The 17,934-nt window shown below is 46.9% G+C and carries 14 protein-coding genes; 8 read left to right on the forward strand and 6 right to left on the reverse strand.

Features of this window, described 5'->3' with window-relative positions:
- Positions 1 to 736: 736 nt before the first annotated feature.
- Positions 737 to 2,431 carry a Na/Pi cotransporter family protein gene (locus BACSA_RS09350; protein WP_013617862.1) on the reverse strand — a complete coding sequence of 565 codons (1,695 nt, stop codon included), beginning with the start codon at positions 2,429 to 2,431 and terminating at the stop codon, positions 737 to 739.
- Between the two features lie 81 nt (positions 2,432 to 2,512).
- Here BACSA_RS09350 and BACSA_RS09355 point away from each other — a divergent pair, with 81 nt between their 5' ends.
- Both BACSA_RS09355 and BACSA_RS09360 read left to right on the forward strand, forming a co-directional pair.
- Positions 2,513 to 4,186 carry a nucleoside kinase gene (locus tag BACSA_RS09355; protein WP_174490728.1) on the forward strand — a complete coding sequence of 558 codons (1,674 nt, stop codon included), beginning with the start codon at positions 2,513 to 2,515 and terminating at the stop codon, positions 4,184 to 4,186.
- Positions 4,187 to 4,216: 30 nt separating this feature from the next.
- Positions 4,217 to 4,981 (forward strand): copper homeostasis protein CutC, encoded by a 765-nt coding sequence (locus BACSA_RS09360; RefSeq protein WP_013617864.1) that lies wholly within the window; start codon positions 4,217 to 4,219, stop codon positions 4,979 to 4,981.
- A 192-nt stretch (positions 4,982 to 5,173) separates the two neighbouring features.
- Here BACSA_RS09360 and BACSA_RS09365 read toward each other — a convergent pair whose 3' ends face one another.
- Both BACSA_RS09365 and BACSA_RS09370 read right to left on the reverse strand, forming a co-directional pair.
- Positions 5,174 to 5,956, reverse strand: coding sequence for a Cof-type HAD-IIB family hydrolase (locus tag BACSA_RS09365; RefSeq protein ID WP_013617865.1), 783 nt, complete (start codon positions 5,954 to 5,956; stop codon positions 5,174 to 5,176).
- A gap of 48 nt (positions 5,957 to 6,004) precedes the next feature.
- Entirely contained in the window at positions 6,005 to 7,309 is a 1,305-nt protein-coding gene (locus BACSA_RS09370; protein WP_013617866.1) for a DUF3667 domain-containing protein, read from the reverse strand.
- A gap of 311 nt (positions 7,310 to 7,620) precedes the next feature.
- Here BACSA_RS09370 and proB point away from each other — a divergent pair, with 311 nt between their 5' ends.
- From proB to BACSA_RS09385, 3 genes are all read left to right on the forward strand, one after another.
- Positions 7,621 to 8,703 (forward strand): glutamate 5-kinase, encoded by a 1,083-nt coding sequence (gene proB / locus BACSA_RS09375; RefSeq protein ID WP_013617867.1) that lies wholly within the window; start codon positions 7,621 to 7,623, stop codon positions 8,701 to 8,703.
- Positions 8,704 to 9,042: 339 nt separating this feature from the next.
- Positions 9,043 to 10,299, forward strand: coding sequence for a PepSY-like domain-containing protein (locus BACSA_RS09380; RefSeq protein ID WP_013617868.1), 1,257 nt, complete (start codon positions 9,043 to 9,045; stop codon positions 10,297 to 10,299).
- Positions 10,300 to 10,426: 127 nt separating this feature from the next.
- Entirely contained in the window at positions 10,427 to 12,199 is a 1,773-nt protein-coding gene (locus tag BACSA_RS09385) for a helix-turn-helix domain-containing protein (protein WP_013617869.1), read from the forward strand.
- 47 nt (positions 12,200 to 12,246) lie between these two features.
- Here BACSA_RS09385 and BACSA_RS09390 read toward each other — a convergent pair whose 3' ends face one another.
- Positions 12,247 to 12,564 (reverse strand): hypothetical protein, encoded by a 318-nt coding sequence (locus tag BACSA_RS09390; RefSeq protein ID WP_144005209.1) that lies wholly within the window; start codon positions 12,562 to 12,564, stop codon positions 12,247 to 12,249.
- Positions 12,565 to 12,727: 163 nt separating this feature from the next.
- On the reverse strand, positions 12,728 to 13,576 hold the full coding sequence (locus tag BACSA_RS09395) for a hypothetical protein (protein WP_052305979.1): 849 nt from the start codon (positions 13,574 to 13,576) through the stop codon (positions 12,728 to 12,730).
- A gap of 280 nt (positions 13,577 to 13,856) precedes the next feature.
- On the opposite strand from BACSA_RS09395, the gene BACSA_RS09400 reads away from it, so the two are divergent.
- Both BACSA_RS09400 and BACSA_RS09405 read left to right on the forward strand, forming a co-directional pair.
- Positions 13,857 to 14,414 (forward strand): helix-turn-helix domain-containing protein, encoded by a 558-nt coding sequence (locus BACSA_RS09400; RefSeq protein WP_013617872.1) that lies wholly within the window; start codon positions 13,857 to 13,859, stop codon positions 14,412 to 14,414.
- Positions 14,415 to 14,514: 100 nt separating this feature from the next.
- Entirely contained in the window at positions 14,515 to 16,170 is a 1,656-nt protein-coding gene (locus BACSA_RS09405) for an AMP-binding protein (RefSeq protein ID WP_013617873.1), read from the forward strand.
- Positions 16,171 to 16,241: 71 nt separating this feature from the next.
- On the opposite strand, the gene BACSA_RS09410 is transcribed toward BACSA_RS09405, so the two are convergent.
- Positions 16,242 to 16,493 carry a type B 50S ribosomal protein L31 gene (locus tag BACSA_RS09410; RefSeq protein ID WP_013617874.1) on the reverse strand — a complete coding sequence of 84 codons (252 nt, stop codon included), beginning with the start codon at positions 16,491 to 16,493 and terminating at the stop codon, positions 16,242 to 16,244.
- Positions 16,494 to 16,853: 360 nt separating this feature from the next.
- Between BACSA_RS09410 and BACSA_RS09420 the strand changes: the two genes are divergently transcribed.
- Positions 16,854 to 17,858: a class II fructose-bisphosphate aldolase gene (locus tag BACSA_RS09420; protein WP_013617876.1), complete on the forward strand. Its 1,005-nt coding sequence runs from the start codon at positions 16,854 to 16,856 to the stop codon at positions 17,856 to 17,858.
- Positions 17,859 to 17,934: the final 76 nt, after the last annotated feature.

The following is a 17,934-nucleotide window of genomic DNA, read 5'->3' on the forward strand; positions in this document are numbered from 1 at the left end:
ATTGGCTGTTTGCGGATATTCATATTAAATTTTCCAATAAAGTAATATTCTATCAGGTTCTTTTTCGTTTGTTTCCGGTCTGTTTCCCCGATTTTATTCGTCAGATAGCCCGCTATCCTCCTCATAAAATCAGAAAAACATCCTCGAAAACAATTCACAAAATTAACCTGAGCAAAATTTTAACAGGCTCTAAATATGTGTGCAAAATTAATCGATACCTCACCACAGAGACACACAGCGTTTTTAAGGAATATGCCTCCTTCGGATGAACATAAGTGCATCGGCCGTTGAACATAAGTGCGTCGGTCATTTAACATAAGTGCATCAGCCATCGCACTTATGTTCATTCATCATGCCACTCAGCATGGCAACATGAAGACATTCATTCAAGTTTATTACCCCGCATAACCCGCAATAAAAAACAAAAAAGGCTGCAAAGCTTTACGCCCTGCAACCTCCATTATTCATTCCATTTTCATTTACTTTTTACCTACATTCAAAAAAATCCTAATCTTCTGTCAACGTGTCATGTCTTCCCAGATACGCACATTGTTGTTCTTCATTTCCAGAAGACCTGTTACAAGAATTTTTTTCACCCTTTTAAGCATACTAGTTATCCTGTTTTTATGTTTTACGACACAAAAATACAGGTTTTATGGCATACATTGTCATGTTTTACAACACATATTTATACAAATCAGCCAAATTCTTGATGTAAGTCAATCTTTAGCAGGCTTCAGGCTTTTTTCTCCTTGGTTTCGGTATGCGCCTCCACCACATTCACCACATAATCACCCAACTTCTCACACTCGGCGATAAGGTCCATATAATGTACGCCTGTCTGGTAATTGTATGCCTTCTCGTTGATATCCACTACATTCCGGTCTTTCAACTGGTCGCGGTAATTGTTAATCTCGTGTTCCAAGTTGAACGAACGGTTCACATCCACCGCATGATGTGTATCCTCAATTAAAGCTATCATCTGCGTCAAGGCAGTATCGGTCAACTGAAACATCTGCTCAATGTGACCATACTGCTCATCGGTAAACTCCACATTGGCACGCCGCTTGTGGCTCATCGTGCGTGCCAGATTGTAACAGCTGTCCCCGATGCTTTCTATTTCGCTCACCTCACGCAACATTTCGCGTATTTCCAGCTTGCTTTCCGAACTTAACCTCCCTTCAGACACTTGGGTTAAGTATGTGGCAATCTCCACCTCCATGTTATCGCTAATGCCTTCATATTTCTCTATGCGGGCAAACAACTTATTGAACTCATTCTCATTCGTGGTATGAAGCAAGTTACGCACCATTCCGAACATTCTCTGAATACGTTCGGCAAAGAGATTGATTTCCTTACGGGCCTGCAAAAGAGAAAGCTCCGCCGTAGAAAGCATACCGCCCGAAATGAATTGCAGACGATATTCCTCTTCCGTTTCCTTTTGCGGAATCAGCCTGCATACCGTCCGTTCTATTAACTTGACGAACCATATCAGAATCAACACATTGCATACATTAAAACACGTATGAAACGCCGAAAGCTTGAACGAAACCGCAACTCCACCCGCATTACTTACCTGCATCCAATCGTCAATAATCCAGTCCACCATACTCAAGAAGGGCTTAAATAAGATTAACACCCACATCACGCCGAAAACATTAAACATCAGGTGCGCCAAGGCAGCCCTCCTCGCCTGCGTATTGGCGGTAAGCGCCGCAAGATTGGCGGTAATGGTTGTCCCGATGTTCTCGCCCAGCACCAACGCCGCTCCAAGCTCGAAACTAATCCAGCCATTGGCACACATAATCAAGGTTATCGCCATCGTAGCGGAAGAAGCCTGCACAATCATCGTCAAAACCGTTCCGATAAGCACAAACAAGATAACCGAAAAGAATCCCATATCGGTATAATTCTGCACAAATGCCAGCATATCGGGGTTCTGACTCAAATCAGGGGCATTCTTTTTCAATAAATCAAGCCCCATGAACAGGAAAGAGAAACCGAAGATAAACTCGCCGATAGACTTGCGCGAACTTTTTTGCGAAAAAAGAAGCGGAACGCCGAAAGCCAAAAGCGGAAGGGCAAAGACGGAAATATCCACCTTAAAGCCCAAAGCCGAAATAATCCAAGCGGTGACCGTAGTCCCGATGTTGGCACCCATAATGACACTGATGGATTGTGATAAGGTCAACAAACCCGCATTTACGAAACTCACGACCATAACCGTCGTAGCGGAAGAAGATTGCACCAATGCGGTGATGAGCGTACCGGTCAACACACCTGTCACCCGGTTAGTCGTCATTGCTGTCAGGATATTCCGAAGGCGGTCACCCGCAAATTTCTGAAGTCCCTCGCTCATGATTTTCATGCCATACAGGAAAAGGGCAAGCGAGCCTAGCAATGCTAAAAAATCATAAAAACTATACTCCATTTATAATTAAGTTAAGATGTCAATTGGCATTCGGCGTTTATTCCGTAAATTAACGGCAAATTCTGATTAAATGCAACACGTATTACAATTATGTTACAAATATATTGTAAAAACATCAATCAAACAAGAAGTTTCCCCGAAGGAAGCAATCTTTTGGAGATTTACAAGGGCTTCGGACTGAATATGCCGTACGGCGTAGTAAGCGCAAAAGTCAACAACAAGGTAGAAGACCTCAACTTCAGAGTGTACTACAACAAGGACGTAGAATTCCTCGATGTCACCAACCCTTCGGGGATGCGCACCTACTTCCGTTCGCTTTGCTTCATTCTTGCCAAAGCAGTAGAAGACCTCTACCCACAGGGAAGTATCTCGCTGGAACACCCCGTATCGAAAGGATATTATTGCGACCTGCACCTGGACCGCTCCATAGGGCTTGACGACGTTATCCGCATCAAGCAAAGGATGCAGGAAATCATCGATGCCGACATCCCTTTCCAACGCATTGAATGCCACACGGCGCAGGCGGCGGAAATGTTCCTCCATCACGGAATGATGGACAAAGCGAAACTGCTCCGCACTTACGACCAGTTATATACGTTCTACTACCGGCTGGGAAACACCACCGATTGCTATTACGGAAGCCTCGTGCCCAGCACGGGCTACATCCGCCTGTTCGACATCGTGAAATACTACGACGGGCTGCTGCTCCGCGTACCCAACCGGAAAGACCCTACCCGGCTGGAAGACGTGGTGAAGCAAGAAAAAATGCTTGAAGTGTTTCAGGAATACCACCGGTGGAACGAGATTATGGGTATCGCCACCGTGGGTGACTTCAACATCGCATGCCACAAGGGCTTTGCCACCGAACTGGTCAACGTATCCGAAGCACTTCAGGAAAAGAAAATCGTCCGCATTGCCGATGAAATCACCCACCGCGACCGGAACGGAGAACGTGTCAAGCTGGTCTTGATTTCGGGACCCTCTTCATCGGGCAAGACCACTTTCAGCAAGCGCCTGAGCGTGCAGCTCATCACGAACGGCATGCGCCCCTACCCCATCTCGCTGGACGATTATTTCGTGAACCGCGAGGACAGCCCGCTGGACGAAAACGGAGAGCACGACTTCGAATCGTTCTACACCCTCGACCTGCCCTTCTTCGAAGCGCAGATGAAAGAACTGTTAGCCGGAAACGAAATAGAACTTCCCCGCTTCAACTTCGTAACGGGCAAACGAGAGATGAGCGGGAAGAAACTCCGCATCAAGGATAATATGATTCTGATACTGGAAGGCATCCATGCGCTCAACCCCGAGCTGACCGCACAAATCCCCGATGAGAATAAATACAAGATATACGTATCGGCACTCACCACCATCCAACTGGATAACCACAACTATATCCCCACTACGGACAACCGCCTCATCCGGCGCATCATCCGCGACTCGAGATACCGGGGGAACAGTGCCGAAGATACAATCAACCGCTGGGAAAGCGTGCGTGCCGGCGAAGAGAAATGGATATTCCCTTATCAGGAGAATGCCGATGCCATGTTCAATTCGGCTCTGCTCTTCGAGCTTGCCGTGTTGAAAGACTATGCCGAACCGCTCTTGCGCAAGGTGCCCAATAATTGTGCGGCATATTCCGAAGCGAACCGCCTCCTCCGCTTCCTGAGCTATTTCACGTCTATCCCCGATGACCAGTTGCCTCCCACCTCGCTTCTCCGCGAGTTCTTGGGCGGAAGCAGTTTCAGGTATTAATCAGGCAACAAATTGACAACTTAAAAAACAATGAATAACAGGACTTATACATTCGAAGTATGCGCCAACTCCGTAGAGAGTTGCCTCGCCGCACAAGAAGGAGGGGCACAACGCGTAGAATTATGCGCAAGCATTCCCGAAGGAGGAACTACCCCGTCGTATGGCGAAATCAAGACGGCACGACGCTTGCTTGACATCCGCCTCCATGTCATTATCCGCCCCCGCGGAGGAGACTTTCTATATACCCCAACCGAAATAGAAACCATGCTGGAAGACATCTGCGTGGCACGCCAAGCCGGAGCCGACGGACTGGTTTTCGGATGCCTCACGCCGGAAGGCGATATCGACCTCTCCTTGATGAAAAAACTAATGGAAGCCAGCGGGAATACCCCTGTCACCTTCCACCGTGCCTTCGACCATTGCCGGAATCCCTACCGTGCCCTCGATGAGCTGGCATCATTGGGCGTGGCACGCATCCTGACCTCGGGGCAGCAACCCACGGCTCCCCAAGGTGCTCCGCTCCTCAAAGACCTGCAGTCATACGCCCGCGGACGCATCATCCTCCTTGCCGGATGCGGCGTGAATGAAAAGAATATCCGCCAATTAGCACAAGAAACCGGCATCCATGAGTTCCATTTCTCCGCGCGCGAACAGGTAAAGAGCCGCATGCTTTTCACCAACCCCGAAGTTACAATGGGAAACAAGGATGCGGATGAATATACCCGCAACGTGACCACCTCCCGGCGGGTGCGGGCTACGATTGAAGCCTTATGTAAGGATTTAGAGTCTGTTTAAATTTTGCTCAGGTTAATTTTGCGAATTGTTTTCGAGGATGTTTTTCTGATTTTATGAGGAGGATAGCGGGCTATCTGACGAAGAACAGGAGCGGAAAGGACCAAAAAATCGCCCAAAGCACACACGAAAATGGATACATCAAGCCAAGAAAAACTTTTTGGAAAAATTCAAAACAGCTTCTTAAACAGGCTCTTATAAAACCCCGAAGTGTTTCAGCGCGTTCAAGATGCCGTCCTCGTCTACCGAAGAGGTTACATAATCGGCGGCATTTTGCACCTCGGGTGCGGCATTCCCCATAGCGACCCCGATGCCTGCATGGCGGAGCATGGGAATGTCATTTCCACCATCGCCGAACGCCATGGTATCTTTCAGGTCGATGCCATAATACTCGATTACCTTGTCGATGCCGTGGCTTTTGCTGTTCCCCCGTGCAATGATATCGGCAAAAAGCGGATACCAGCGCATCGGCTCGCAATGTTTTAGCACGTCCGAAAACACTTCCCCGTCTTCGCCAGCCTGAAAGTATCCCATAACCTGCAAGATTTCCTTGCCCCGCGCATATTCGGCAGGGTGCACAGGCGGTATATCTATTTTTATCAAGTCTGCCACTTCACGCACTGCATCGTTTACGCCCGTGATAAACCACGTATCATCGTGGACGAAGACGAAAGGCAGCTCCGGATGTTGCTTGTTGAACCGGATAAGGCGTTCGATATCCTCTTCCGGAATGGCTCCTTTATAAATGTCCTGATGACCGGCGGTAAAACAATACGCCCCGTTCAGGGTAATATAGCCATCGAAGTCCAAACCGCCTACCGCTTTCATCATCAAAACTTTGGGACGTCCGGTAGCAATGAACACCTTGATGCCCTTCTCGCGGAGCAAGGCAAGGGCTTTGCGGGCCGATTCGGGAATCGTGTGCGTCTTGAAGGAAACCAACGTTCCGTCTATATCGAAAAAGATAGCTTTGACCATAACCTAATTTGTATTTCCGGATGCAAAAGTAGGCAATTCCGCCGAGATTTACAAGTTAAGGTTTGTTGTCCCCTCCACCAGGCAAAGCAACAATACGCCTGCAGTGGCAAGGCAAATAACCATCAGCAAACAATAACCGAACATCAACAGGGTTTTCCAGAAACTCCTCCACCACGTGCAGAGGTAAAGCTGGCGGTAGTCCCACCAGAACAGCAGGAAGATAATCCATTCGGGCACTTCATACAAGTCGTCTACATGCGCCGTGCCGTTGAAAGGCACTACCAACGTACTAATCAACAAAATCTGCGCGGCAATATATGCCTGAATGAAGATGTGTTCCATGAGGTTGTATTCGGCAGGCTTCTTCCGCCGGTAAAATGCCCAGCGGGTGGCAATCGCAAGCAAGGGCAACGTAAGGAGGATATGGAACGCCTTATTCCCGTGCCCCCACCGCTTCATCAGACTCCATACGTTCGAAAGGAAAGGAACGCCCTCGATAGCCGTTTCCACTTTCTTAAAAAAGGAGATACTGGTGTTGACGAGGTTATCGTCTGGCTGAGGAGTGCCTGCAATGGAGTCCTGACGCTCTACCTTGGCAAGTTCTTTTTCTATTTCCCGGATAGAGATTTCGAGGTTCTTCTGCCCGATCGGATTATCGGAATCAGTCTTTATCTCTTCCAGCCCGCGAATGGCACGGCGCAATCCCTCCGCCTTGGTGAGCGGCGCTTCGCTTGCCTCCTCCACCTTCTCCCCTTTCCTCTCCCGTATTTCGGGCACAATCAGCTGGGCGGTCAGCATATAAAAAGCGGTCATCAGAAACACCATCGGAAGGGGTAGCGTGTAATTAACCCGCCTTCCCCGGATAAAGTCGCGCATCATGTGCCCGGGGCGGTAAAGCAATTCCAGGAGCGTATGGGCAAACTTCCCGTCAACCCGGAAAACGGTGCGGAGCACATTGCCCACGATGCCCTTCAGCACATAGCGCGGGGTGTTGCGGCTCTGCCCGCACCGGGGACAGAAGTTGCCCGTAAACGTATCGCCGCAATTCTTGCACGTGCAAGGCTTGCCGTTCAATGCCGGAGCCACATTGCCCCGTATCTGCCAGATATGGAAAGCACGGAAGCGCACCGTAAGCGGATGAAGCCAGCGCACAAGCGCATCGTGCCACGCAAGGGGAAGTATACGCCGGCGGCGCGCAATGTAAAACAAGCTCATCAGGAAAAGCAAAGGGAATAGAAACGTGTCGGCTTCTGATAAAGGAGTCAGTTCGTAATAACTTAGAAACAATAAAGAGAGCAGCCAAAAGATTTGGAGAACATGGATGCGTTTTTTCGTATGCGGAGCTCGATTCATGCTTTTTTGTTTGCAAACTTACGATTTTTTCCGGACATTTGGTCGATAAAAGCAAAGAATATAGGTAAAAAAGTCAATCCATACGTTCGCATGACGGAAGCCTACGGCAGTTTCAACCAGTTTCAACAGGCTGAAACTATTGTTTTTCCATACTAAAACACTTGTTTCTCCTTGTTAAAACACGATGAAAATGCGGCTGCATTCGGGAAAGCGTCCCGCATGCCTTTCCGAATCCTCCTCTTTCGTGAGGTTATTTCAAAGAATTTCCGTACATTTGTCGCAAGAGTGAATTACAACAATACATTTATAAAATGAACTATCCATATAACCGGATAACGGTAAAAATAGGGAGCAACGTGCTGACGCGGAAGGACGGGACACTGGACGTAACCCGCATGTCGGCACTGGTCGACCAAGTGGCAGAACTGCACAAGGCAGGAGTCGAGGTGGTACTGGTCTCGTCGGGAGCGGTCGCCTCGGGACGGAGTGAGATAAAAGTATCGCGTAAGCTGGACAGCGTAGACCAGCGGCAACTGTATTCCGCCGTAGGGCAGGCGAAGTTGATAAACCGTTATTACGAACTGTTCCGCGAACACGGCATCGCCGTAGGGCAAGTGCTGACCACCAAAGAAAGCTTCGGCACACGCCGGCATTACCTGAACCAACGGCATTGCATGCAGGTGATGCTGGAGAACGGCGTGATTCCGATTGTCAACGAAAACGATACCATATCGGTCACCGAACTGATGTTTACCGATAACGATGAGCTTTCGGGGCTGGTGGCGTCGATGCTCGACGCACAAGCCTTGATTATCCTGAGCAACATAGACGGCATCTACAACGGCTCGCCTTCCGAGCCGGGCACTTCGGTGATACGCGAGGTGGAGCAAGGGAAAGACCTTTCCGACTATATCCAAGCCGAGAAGTCGGGCTTCGGAAGAGGAGGGATGCTCACCAAAACCACGATTGCACGCAAAGTGGCAGACGAGGGCATTACGGTGATTATCGCCAACGGGAAGCGCGACAATATCCTGACAGACTTGCTGGAGCACCCTGCCGACACGGTTTGCACCCGCTTCGTACCCGCCTCCGAAGCCGTATCGAGCGTAAAGAAATGGATTGCCCATAGCGAAGGGTTCGCCAAGGGGGAATTACACCTCAATGCTCAAGCGGTAGAGGCGTTAAAAGGCAAAAAAGCCATCAGCATCCTTCCCGTAGGCGTGACACGCATCGAAGGGGATTTCGAAAAAGACGACATTGTGCGGATTATGGATGCCGGCGGGAACCAAATAGGCGTGGGACGCATCGGGGCAAGTTCGGAAGAAGCCCGCAAGATGCAGGGCGAGCACGGGCAGCGCCCTTTGGTGCATTACGATTACTTGTACTTGGATTAAGTGAAAAACGAACGCAGAGACACAAAGTTTTAAATGAATATCCGCATTTTGCCCAATAAGGAGTTAAAAGGAGTTATTTCAGGGAGTTAAAAGGAGTTAGAAGCCAATACTTTTGCTCATGGGAGCCATAGCAGGACTATTGGCATTTAACTCCTGCCGGAGGCATAACTCCTTCTAACTCCCTTTTATACTATGGGCATTTTGCGGATATTCAATAAGTTTTATTAATCGACAATTGATTTCAATAGAAAGAATCACAAGGTTTCCTTCTCCATTTCAGAATCTTTTCAGAATCGTTCTCCATCTTTGCATCAAACAAATGTAAAAGCAAGAATAACTATGAAGAAGTATTTAACCTTTTGGACACTCTTGATTAGCGGGATGCTTTTCTTTGTGTCGTGCAGTGATGATGACAACGGACCGGACGGCTCTAACGGCAAAGTGCCTCAATCTGTATTAGACGCTTTCCAAAGCCAATACGGACAGACACGCGCTGAATGGACAATAAAAGACGGATATGCCATAGCCGAGTTCAGAGGAGAGAACGGAGAGACAACCGCATGGTACACATTGGACAATGCGCGTTGGGGAATGACAGAAACCGAAATCCTTTATTCGAACCTGCCTCAAGCTATCCTGACGGCTATCTCCGAAAGCGCATACGCCGAATGGACTCCGGACAGGGAAGTGGACGTATTGGACCGTTCCGATGCAGAAAAGCTTTATGTCATCGAGATGAAAAACGGCGGGACGGAAGTTGACCTTTATTATACCGAAAGCGGCATATTGGTAAACGAATATGTGGACAACGACGGAAAGGACAACGACTATACCGGCTATCTGCCCCAAACCCCGACGGCAAGCGTGAATGACTGGATTGAGCAACATTTTCCCGGCGCACGGATTGTAGACATCGAGACGGAACGCAACGGAACGGAGGTTGAAATCGTGCAAAACGGCATGAAGCATGAAATCTGGTTCGACACATCCGGTTCGTGGATACAGACCAAGACGGAATACGGCAGAAGAAACGTGCCCGAAACGGTTCAGGCTTTTGTCAACGCGAATTATCCCGATTACCGCATAGACGATGCAGACCGCTACGAGACCGCAACCGATACATACTACTGTGTGGAACTGGAGCGTGGAGACCGCGAAAAGAAGGTATACCTGAATGAGCAAGGAGAAGAAATCGGCCGTCCCGATACGGGTACAGACATTCCTTCGGGCGGAGACACGGAAGTGACCACAGGCATTGAGGCGTTCATCCAGACAAATTATCCGGGCGCAGTTATCCGGGAGCGTGATTATGATGACGGACGCATCGAAGTGGAAATCTTCCATGACGGGCGCGAAAAAGAAGTGCTCTTCAACTTCAATGAAGAATGGCTGCGCACAACGTATGATGTACGTCCGGACGAATTGCCCGAGGAGGTACAATCGGCACTAAAAGCAGAGTTTGGCGAAAACGCTTACGGACGCGATGACTGCGAATGCGTGGAAACTCCCGAAGGCACGTTTTATGAAGTGGAAGTAAGAGGCGACTGGGATGTATATATCAGCGCTGAAGGCGACATCAAATGGGTGGAAGATTAATTGAGTGCATTTAAATAAATTTAAAGTCAGGTACGGACAAGGCTGAAAAAACCTAATCCGTACCTGTTTTCATTTGGTTCGTATTGTTTTTCAGCCTATCTTTGTCTTAGAAACATAGGTAAAAGAAATGAAGATTTTAAGATTTTTCCTTATTCTATTGGCAGGTTTGGGCTTTAACAACATCCATGCTTCGAAATCAGGCAATCAAGTTATTACTCCTGAATACATCCAGCAAATTCATTTGCAGGACCCTGCGCGGGCATTGCATTTGCTCGATTCGGCAGAACAACACCACTTGCCGGGCATCCGTCCTTTCGAGACAGACATCTTGCGGACAATGTGTTACGAAGTAACGGGCGAGTGCATTTTAGAAGAAAAATACGCTCGCCGCGCTCTGGCTTCCGACTCGGTACAATTGGTTCCTTCCCGGAAAATCCGCATGTTGGTGGCATTAATGAGATCGTTGGTAGAACAAGGCAAGAATGAAGACGCAATCCGTTGCGGGGAAGAAGCGATAGGCCTGGCACGCCTGTTGCACGATGAAGGAAGAGAAGGAGAAACACTCCGCAACATCGGAAATATTTACCGGAACATGAACCGTCCGGGCGAAGCGTTGAAACTTTACCGCCAAGGGATAGAGGCGATGAAAAAATCCACGAATGTACTCATTCTGGCAAACCTTTCCACATCGTACGGTGAGATGATGGCATTGCTCATGAACGAAAAACGGTTGGAGGAAGCGGTAGAAACCGGTAAGGAACGCGAAGCATTGATTAAGCGCATGGCAGGGATGCCCGGTCCTCCTCCCGGCTATATCGACCAACAATACGGATTCCATTATTCGAAAATGGCTTATCTGCTGATGTTGAAAGGAGATGCCCAAAAAGCTGAAGCGTATTACCGGAAATATCTGCAGACCGATTTTTCGCAATCCTCTTCCAATGCAGGGCAGATCATCCCCTACTTATTAGAAGCACAACGATACGCCGATGCTTTAAAGCTGAACCAAAACGACAGAAAGAACTATCAGGAAACATACGGAAACGACACGATAAACTATACCTACCTGATAATTCTGGACCGCTTTGCCCAAGCATACAGGGGGCTGCGTTTATATAAAGAAGCCGATGCCTACCAACAGCTGCTGAGCATCGTGTCTGACAGCATTTACAGCCGCGAACAAGCCAGCCGGGCACACCAGTATGCCATGGCATTTAACTTACACGAGAAAGACTTGCAATTAGTCCAAAGCCAATTGCAATCCCAAAAGCGCGGATTCTTATTAATCGGCTCCTTCGTTGTCATACTTATGCTATGTGCCCTAACCGGCATAATCTTACGAAACTGGCGTGTAACGCTTCGCCGGAACAGAATTGCAGCAAAACAAATTAATGAATTATTAGCACAACGTGAAGAAGCGCGCAACACATGCTGCCAACATACGATAACCTTACTCGATGCAGAAAAAGAAGAACAAGGACAGACAGATAAGCCGGAAGACACCCCACAGAATGCCGTCGGGAAAGACAGCAATTCACTGGAATACGAACGTTTCCTCCGCATGGAATATACACTGGTCCATGAGAACCTTTTCCTCCAGCCCGATTTTGGCCGCGACGAACTGATAAGCTTGAGCAATACCAACAAGAACGACTTGCCGCGTATTCTCCGGAAGTATGCCAATGCAGATAACGTAAGTTCTTATCTGAATCGGTTGCGTGTGGAATATGCGATAAAGTTGATGAAAGAAAAACCGAACCTGTCATTTGATGCGATAGCCAAAGAAGCAAGTTTCAACAGTCATAGCACTTTTTACCGTGCTTTCTATAAGGTGTGTGGCATGACTCCGGCACAATATATGAAGGCATTCGGAAAAGAGAACGATTCTCCGTTTGAATGAAATCATACAAACAGAGAGTCGTCCGGATTCCGGTCGGTGTGCATAAATTACCGAAGGTCGATTTCCAGCAGAATATTTCCGTAAGAAATAACGCTGCCTCCCAGATTTCCTACCAGTCCTACCTGATAACTGATAGCCAGAGTAACAGGCTCAGAAACACTGAGTCCGGCATCCCGTATTACCTGATTATAATCGTGTCCTGCCATCTCGTTAAGGGTTTGACTGCCTACTTGCTTTGCCATATCGTCGAAATCAGCGTCTGTAAGTTCGGTATGATCGGTGGTGACGGATATATGGCGGTTTATCAACCCTTGCTGGTCCTGGTATTCCAAGATGGCTTCAACAATGGTTGGGTCTATGGTCATAGGTGAATGCCCCTGGTATACCACTGTATAATCTACAGTACTGCTTTCATCCGAAGAACAAGATGAAAAGATGGGCAACAAACAACAAATGAGAAGCATCATTTGTTTTATTCTTTGAATTTTTCGCTTTGTTTTCATACTTTTTATTTTAGGATTATTAATCTCATCTTCTGACGGTAACCACTAATGTGCTTCCGTTGTCTAATGCCGTTTTTATTTCTTTCTCTCCTTTTGTAACTTTGCATAGGCTTAATTCCTCTCCCAGTACCTCTTCTACTTTCAAACGGCCGATTTCAATCCGTGCCTCTTTCCCGGCAATCTCCTTTACCGAATAGACATCAAACTGCTGGCCTTTGTAAGCACTCAGCGAAGTGCCTAAATCGATGTATACCGTTTTTTGTTTTTCTTTTTTTATTTCACCCCGCTCTATGATAGCGGCATTGACGGGATATCTGGCATTGAAATAACCGGCAATGACTCCGGAAAGGTTACTGAGAGCTTCCGTCACCGCCTTGTCCTCGCTGGTCGTATCAGAACCACTGGCATTGAAAGTACGGCTGTCTTCCATTACACCGGTATATGCATTCTTTACATTAACGGTTACACTTATGGTGGCTTCCACATTCGTATAAGGTGTAAACGCTGAATTTTTCAGTCTTTTCCGTTCCTTGAGCGAAGGGCCGTTGGATGTTGCACTGATGCTGACAATGGTGCCGTCTGTGTAAAGAAGATTCTTGTCCCGAAGTTTTTCGTTTTGAAATGTTTTCCCGTCTATCACCTGCAATCGGACTACATTCCCGAATCCTTTGGCGATACTTGCCCTTACATCATCGGCATAATCGGACAGTTGGGTAGTATTTTTTCCTTTTATAATTGATGAAGTGATATTTTTCAATACTTTGCCGGCATTGTCATTTTCTCCTTTCGGAGTGTAATTAAAGTGCCCTATACCTATTTTATAAATAGCGTTTCGTTCTACTTGTGCTTGTATGTCGTGTACAGTTGATAACATAAAGCATGTTGCCAATAAAAAAAGAAGTCGTAAATTCATAAGCTTACATTGTTATAAGACATTATTTTTTGGCAAAGTTATTAATTCTTTGTATCAGGCAAAGGGCTAAGAGTTGTCTGTCGCTTTCACTTTGTCCGTTATTGTATCTTATTTTGTCTAATGAAATGAGTAAGAGACCTTTTTGACTTGAAAGCGTACTATTTTTATAATTTTTCCAATTTTCTGCCGTTCCTTATTAAAATCTTTCGTAATTTTGGCGTGAACTAACAGAAATAAGAATATGGACGAACAGATAAAACAAATTGCCGAGCGTTTGCGGGGATTGCGCGACGCATTGGAGCTAAGCGTGGAAGAAGTGGCATCGGACTGTAAACTGACAGCAGAAGAATACCGTGCCCTTGAATCAGGAGAAAGCGACCTCTCGGTCAGTCTTTTGCAACGCATCGCCCACAAATATGGCATTACGTTAGATGAATTGATGTTTGGTGAGGAGCCGAAGATGAAATCGTATTTCCTTACCCGTAAAGGGACAGGAGTTTCGGTAGAACGTACCAAGGCTTATAAGTATGAATCACTCGCTTCGGGATTTAAGGACAGGATAGCCGACCCGTTTATCGTAACGGTAGAGCCTAAACCCGAAGGTACTGCCGTATACTTTAACACACACGAAGGACAAGAGTTCAACTTAGTAATAGAAGGCCGCCTGTTATTGAACATCAATGGGAAAGAACTGATACTGAATCCGGGCGACAGCCTGTATTTCGATTCGAGCAAGCCGCACGGCATGTTGGCGCTTGATGGAAAAACCGTGAAGTTCCTTGCGGTAGTGATGCAATAAAATTGGTTTATATAATGGAAATTCACCATAGGGGACACAGGGTATCACAGAGGTTCTAAATATTCCTCCGTGTACCTCTGGTGAAAAAAACAAAACACGTATGTTAGAAAGATTTGTAAGTCAGACAACTTTCTCCTCGCAAGAGGATTTCATCAAGAATTTTAGAGTAAATGTGCCTGAGAATTTCAATTTCGGGTACGACATCGTGGATGCTTGGGCAGCAGAACGTCCGGAAAAGAATGCACTGTTGTGGACCAATGACAAAGGCGAATGTATCCAGTTCACTTACGCTGATTTGAAGAAATATACCGATATGACCGCTTCTTATTTCCAGAGTCTGGGAATAGGCAAGGGCGACAAAGTGATGTTGATATTGAAACGCCGCTATGAGTTCTGGTTTTCGATTATCGCTTTGCACAAGATAGGAGCTGTGGCGATCCCCGCTACCCACCTGCTGACGAAGAAAGACATTGTCTATCGGTGTCAGGCAGCTACCATCAAGATGATTGTAGCTGCGGGTGAAGGAGTGATTCTGAAACATATCGTAGATGCAATGCCTCAGTCACCCAGCGTAGAAAAACTGGTCAGCGTAGGTCCTGAGTATCCCGAAGGATTTGAGGATTTTCATAAAGGCATCGAAAATGCTGCACCTTTCACACGTCCCGTGAATGTAAACACCAACGATGACATCATGTTGATGTACTTCACCTCGGGCACTACCGGCGAACCGAAGATGGTGGCACACGATTTCACCTATCCTTTGGGACATATCACTACGGCGAGCTTCTGGCATAACCTGCACGAAGACAGCCTGCATTTTACCATTGCCGATACAGGCTGGGGCAAGGCTGTATGGGGAAAACTGTATGGGCAGATGATAGCAGGGGCTAACATTTTCGTCTACGACCACGAGAAGTTTACACCTTCTGATATTCTGAAGAAGATTCACGATTATCACATCACTTCACTTTGTGCACCTCCCACCATTTACCGCTTCCTTATCCGTGAGGACTTGAGCAAATACGACTTGTCTTCATTGGAGTATTGTACCACGGCGGGTGAGGCGTTGAACTATTCGGTTTACGAAACCTTTTTGAAGATAACAGGCATCCGCTTGATGGAAGGCTTTGGACAGACCGAAACTACCTTGACACTTGCCACTTTCCCGTGGATGGAACCCAAGCCGGGAAGCATGGGCGTGCCTAATCCTCAATATCAGATAGACCTGTTGAAGCCTGACGGCCGCTCTGCCGAGGATGGCGAACAAGGACAAATTGTGATACGTACTGACAAAGGCAAACCGCTGGGGTTGTTCAAGGAATATTATCGTGCGCCCGAACTGACCCGTGAGGCTTGGCACGATGGAGTATATTACACCGGTGATGTGGCTTGGCGTGACGAAGATGGTTACTATTGGTTTGTAGGACGTGCCGATGATGTCATCAAGAGTTCAGGGTATCGCATTGGTCCGTTCGAAGTGGAAAGTGCCCTGATGACCCATCCTGCAGTGGTAGAGTGTGCCATAACGGGAGTGCCTGATGAAATCCGCGGTCAGGTGGTGAAGGCTACCATTGTATTGGCAAAAGATTATAAGGCAAAAGCCGGTCCCGACTTGATAAAGGAACTTCAGGATCATGTGAAGCGGGTAACCGCTCCTTATAAATATCCGCGTGTGATAGAATTTGTCGAAGAATTGCCTAAGACTATCAGCGGGAAAATCCGCCGCGTGGAAATCCGGGAAAAGGACAATGGATAAATAAAACAAGACCGGGCATCGTTGCTGAAACGCAGGATGCCCGGTCTTGTTATGGAACAAAATACGAAATTTTATTTCTTAATGCGGTTGTAACGGTTCATGAACTTATCAACACGACCTGCAGTGTCTACCAATTTAGACTTGCCGGTATAGAACGGGTGAGAAGTGTTAGAAATTTCCAACTTTACCAACGGATAAGTTTCGCCTTCAAACTCGATTGTGTCTTTTGTCGCACAAGTAGAACGAGACAAGAACATGTCACCGTTTGACATGTCTTTAAATACTACCGGACGGTAGTTTTCTGGATGAATGCCTTTTTTCATTTCAGTATATACTTTATTGTTATTATTATTTGCAAATAGTTTTGGTAACTTTCCACCCTTTTTCAAAGGGTTTCCGTGTAATGGTCTGTTTCGGCTTGCAAAGATACGGCTTTTCTTTGAAATAGAAAAAGTTTTGAATGTTTTTTTCATTTATCCCCCCAAAGCCGCCTGTCCCGGTACGTCTCCAGCATTTGCAACCTTTACATTGCATCCTTGCCCGTTCTTTTAACATCCGCGGCATTTTTTGATAAAACACTTTAATGCGCGGCGCATTTTTTAGGGAAGATGATGCAGAATTGACGCTTTTATTTTTACATTTGCAGTGGAATTAATTCACTAACAATTATAAATTTTACAACAATGGTTAATTACAAAGAATTGGGCTTGGTAAACACCAAAGACATGTTTGCCAGAGCAATTAAAGGCGGATACGCTATCCCTGCGTTCAACTTTAATAACATGGAGCAATTGCAGGCTATCATCAAAGCTGCAGTAGAAACTAAATCTCCGGTTATCCTGCAGGTTTCTAAAGGCGCACGCAACTACGCGAACCAGACTTTGCTGCGCTACATGGCAGAAGGTGCTGTAGCATACGCCAAAGAATTGGGTTGCGAACATCCGGAAATCGTACTTCACCTCGACCATGGAGATTCATTCGAACTCTGCAAATCTTGCGTAGACCTTGGCTTCTCTTCAGTTATGATTGATGGTTCTCACTTGCCATACGAAGAAAACGTAGCCTTGACTAAGAAAGTCGTTGAATATGCTCACCAATACGATGTAACCGTAGAAGGTGAATTAGGCGTATTGGCTGGTGTAGAAGATGAAGTGTCAGCAGAACACCACACTTATACCAATCCTGAAGAAGTTATCGATTTCGCTACCCGCACAGGTTGCGACTCATTGGCTATTTCTATCGGTACTTCTCACGGTGCTTATAAGTTCAAACCCGAACAATGCCACGTAGATCCGAAGACAGGCCGTCTGGTTCCTCCTCCTTTGGCATTCGACGTATTGGATGCAGTAATGGAAAAACTGCCGGGATTCCCTATCGTATTGCACGGATCGTCTTCAGTTCCTCAGGAATACGTAGATATGATCAACCAATACGGCGGAAAGTTGGAAGCTGCCATCGGAATCCCCGAAGAAGAATTGCGTAAGGCTGCCAAGTCGGCTGTTTGCAAAATCAACATTGACTCAGACTCTCGTTTGGCTATGACAGCTGCTGTACGTAAGGTATTCGTTGAGAAACCGGCAGAATTCGACCCGCGTAAATATTTAGGTCCGGCTCGTGACGAAATGGAAAAGATGTACAAGCATAAAATCCTTAACGTATTGGGTTCAGACGGCAAGCTGGCTCAATAAATGAACGCGACATAAAATAATAAAGACTTTATACACCTATAACTATAAATGCGAAGCTGCTTCTCCGGGGTGGAGA

It is taken from the genome of Phocaeicola salanitronis DSM 18170, assembly GCF_000190575.1.
In the GTDB taxonomy this organism is placed as follows: domain Bacteria; phylum Bacteroidota; class Bacteroidia; order Bacteroidales; family Bacteroidaceae; genus Phocaeicola; species Phocaeicola salanitronis.

Bases quoted from the DNA above. Each gene is read 5' to 3' on its own strand.
- BACSA_RS09350 (WP_013617862.1), bottom strand. From the start codon at position 2,431: ATGGAGTATAGTTTTTATGATTTTTTAGCATTGCTAGGCTCGCTTGCC.
- BACSA_RS09395 (WP_052305979.1), bottom strand. From the start codon at position 13,576: ATGTTATCAACTGTACACGACATACAAGCACAAGTAGAACGAAACGCT.
- BACSA_RS09405 (WP_013617873.1), top strand. From the start codon at position 14,515: ATGTTAGAAAGATTTGTAAGTCAGACAACTTTCTCCTCGCAAGAGGAT.
- BACSA_RS09385 (WP_013617869.1), top strand. From the start codon at position 10,427: ATGAAGATTTTAAGATTTTTCCTTATTCTATTGGCAGGTTTGGGCTTT.
- proB (WP_013617867.1), top strand. From the start codon at position 7,621: ATGAACTATCCATATAACCGGATAACGGTAAAAATAGGGAGCAACGTG.
- BACSA_RS09390 (WP_144005209.1), bottom strand. From the start codon at position 12,564: ATGACCATAGACCCAACCATTGTTGAAGCCATCTTGGAATACCAGGAC.
- BACSA_RS09370 (WP_013617866.1), bottom strand. From the start codon at position 7,309: ATGAATCGAGCTCCGCATACGAAAAAACGCATCCATGTTCTCCAAATC.
- BACSA_RS09360 (WP_013617864.1), top strand. From the start codon at position 4,217: ATGAATAACAGGACTTATACATTCGAAGTATGCGCCAACTCCGTAGAG.
- BACSA_RS09410 (WP_013617874.1), bottom strand. From the start codon at position 16,493: ATGAAAAAAGGCATTCATCCAGAAAACTACCGTCCGGTAGTATTTAAA.
- BACSA_RS09420 (WP_013617876.1), top strand. From the start codon at position 16,854: ATGGTTAATTACAAAGAATTGGGCTTGGTAAACACCAAAGACATGTTT.
- BACSA_RS09365 (WP_013617865.1), bottom strand. From the start codon at position 5,956: ATGGTCAAAGCTATCTTTTTCGATATAGACGGAACGTTGGTTTCCTTC.
- BACSA_RS09400 (WP_013617872.1), top strand. From the start codon at position 13,857: ATGGACGAACAGATAAAACAAATTGCCGAGCGTTTGCGGGGATTGCGC.
- BACSA_RS09380 (WP_013617868.1), top strand. From the start codon at position 9,043: ATGAAGAAGTATTTAACCTTTTGGACACTCTTGATTAGCGGGATGCTT.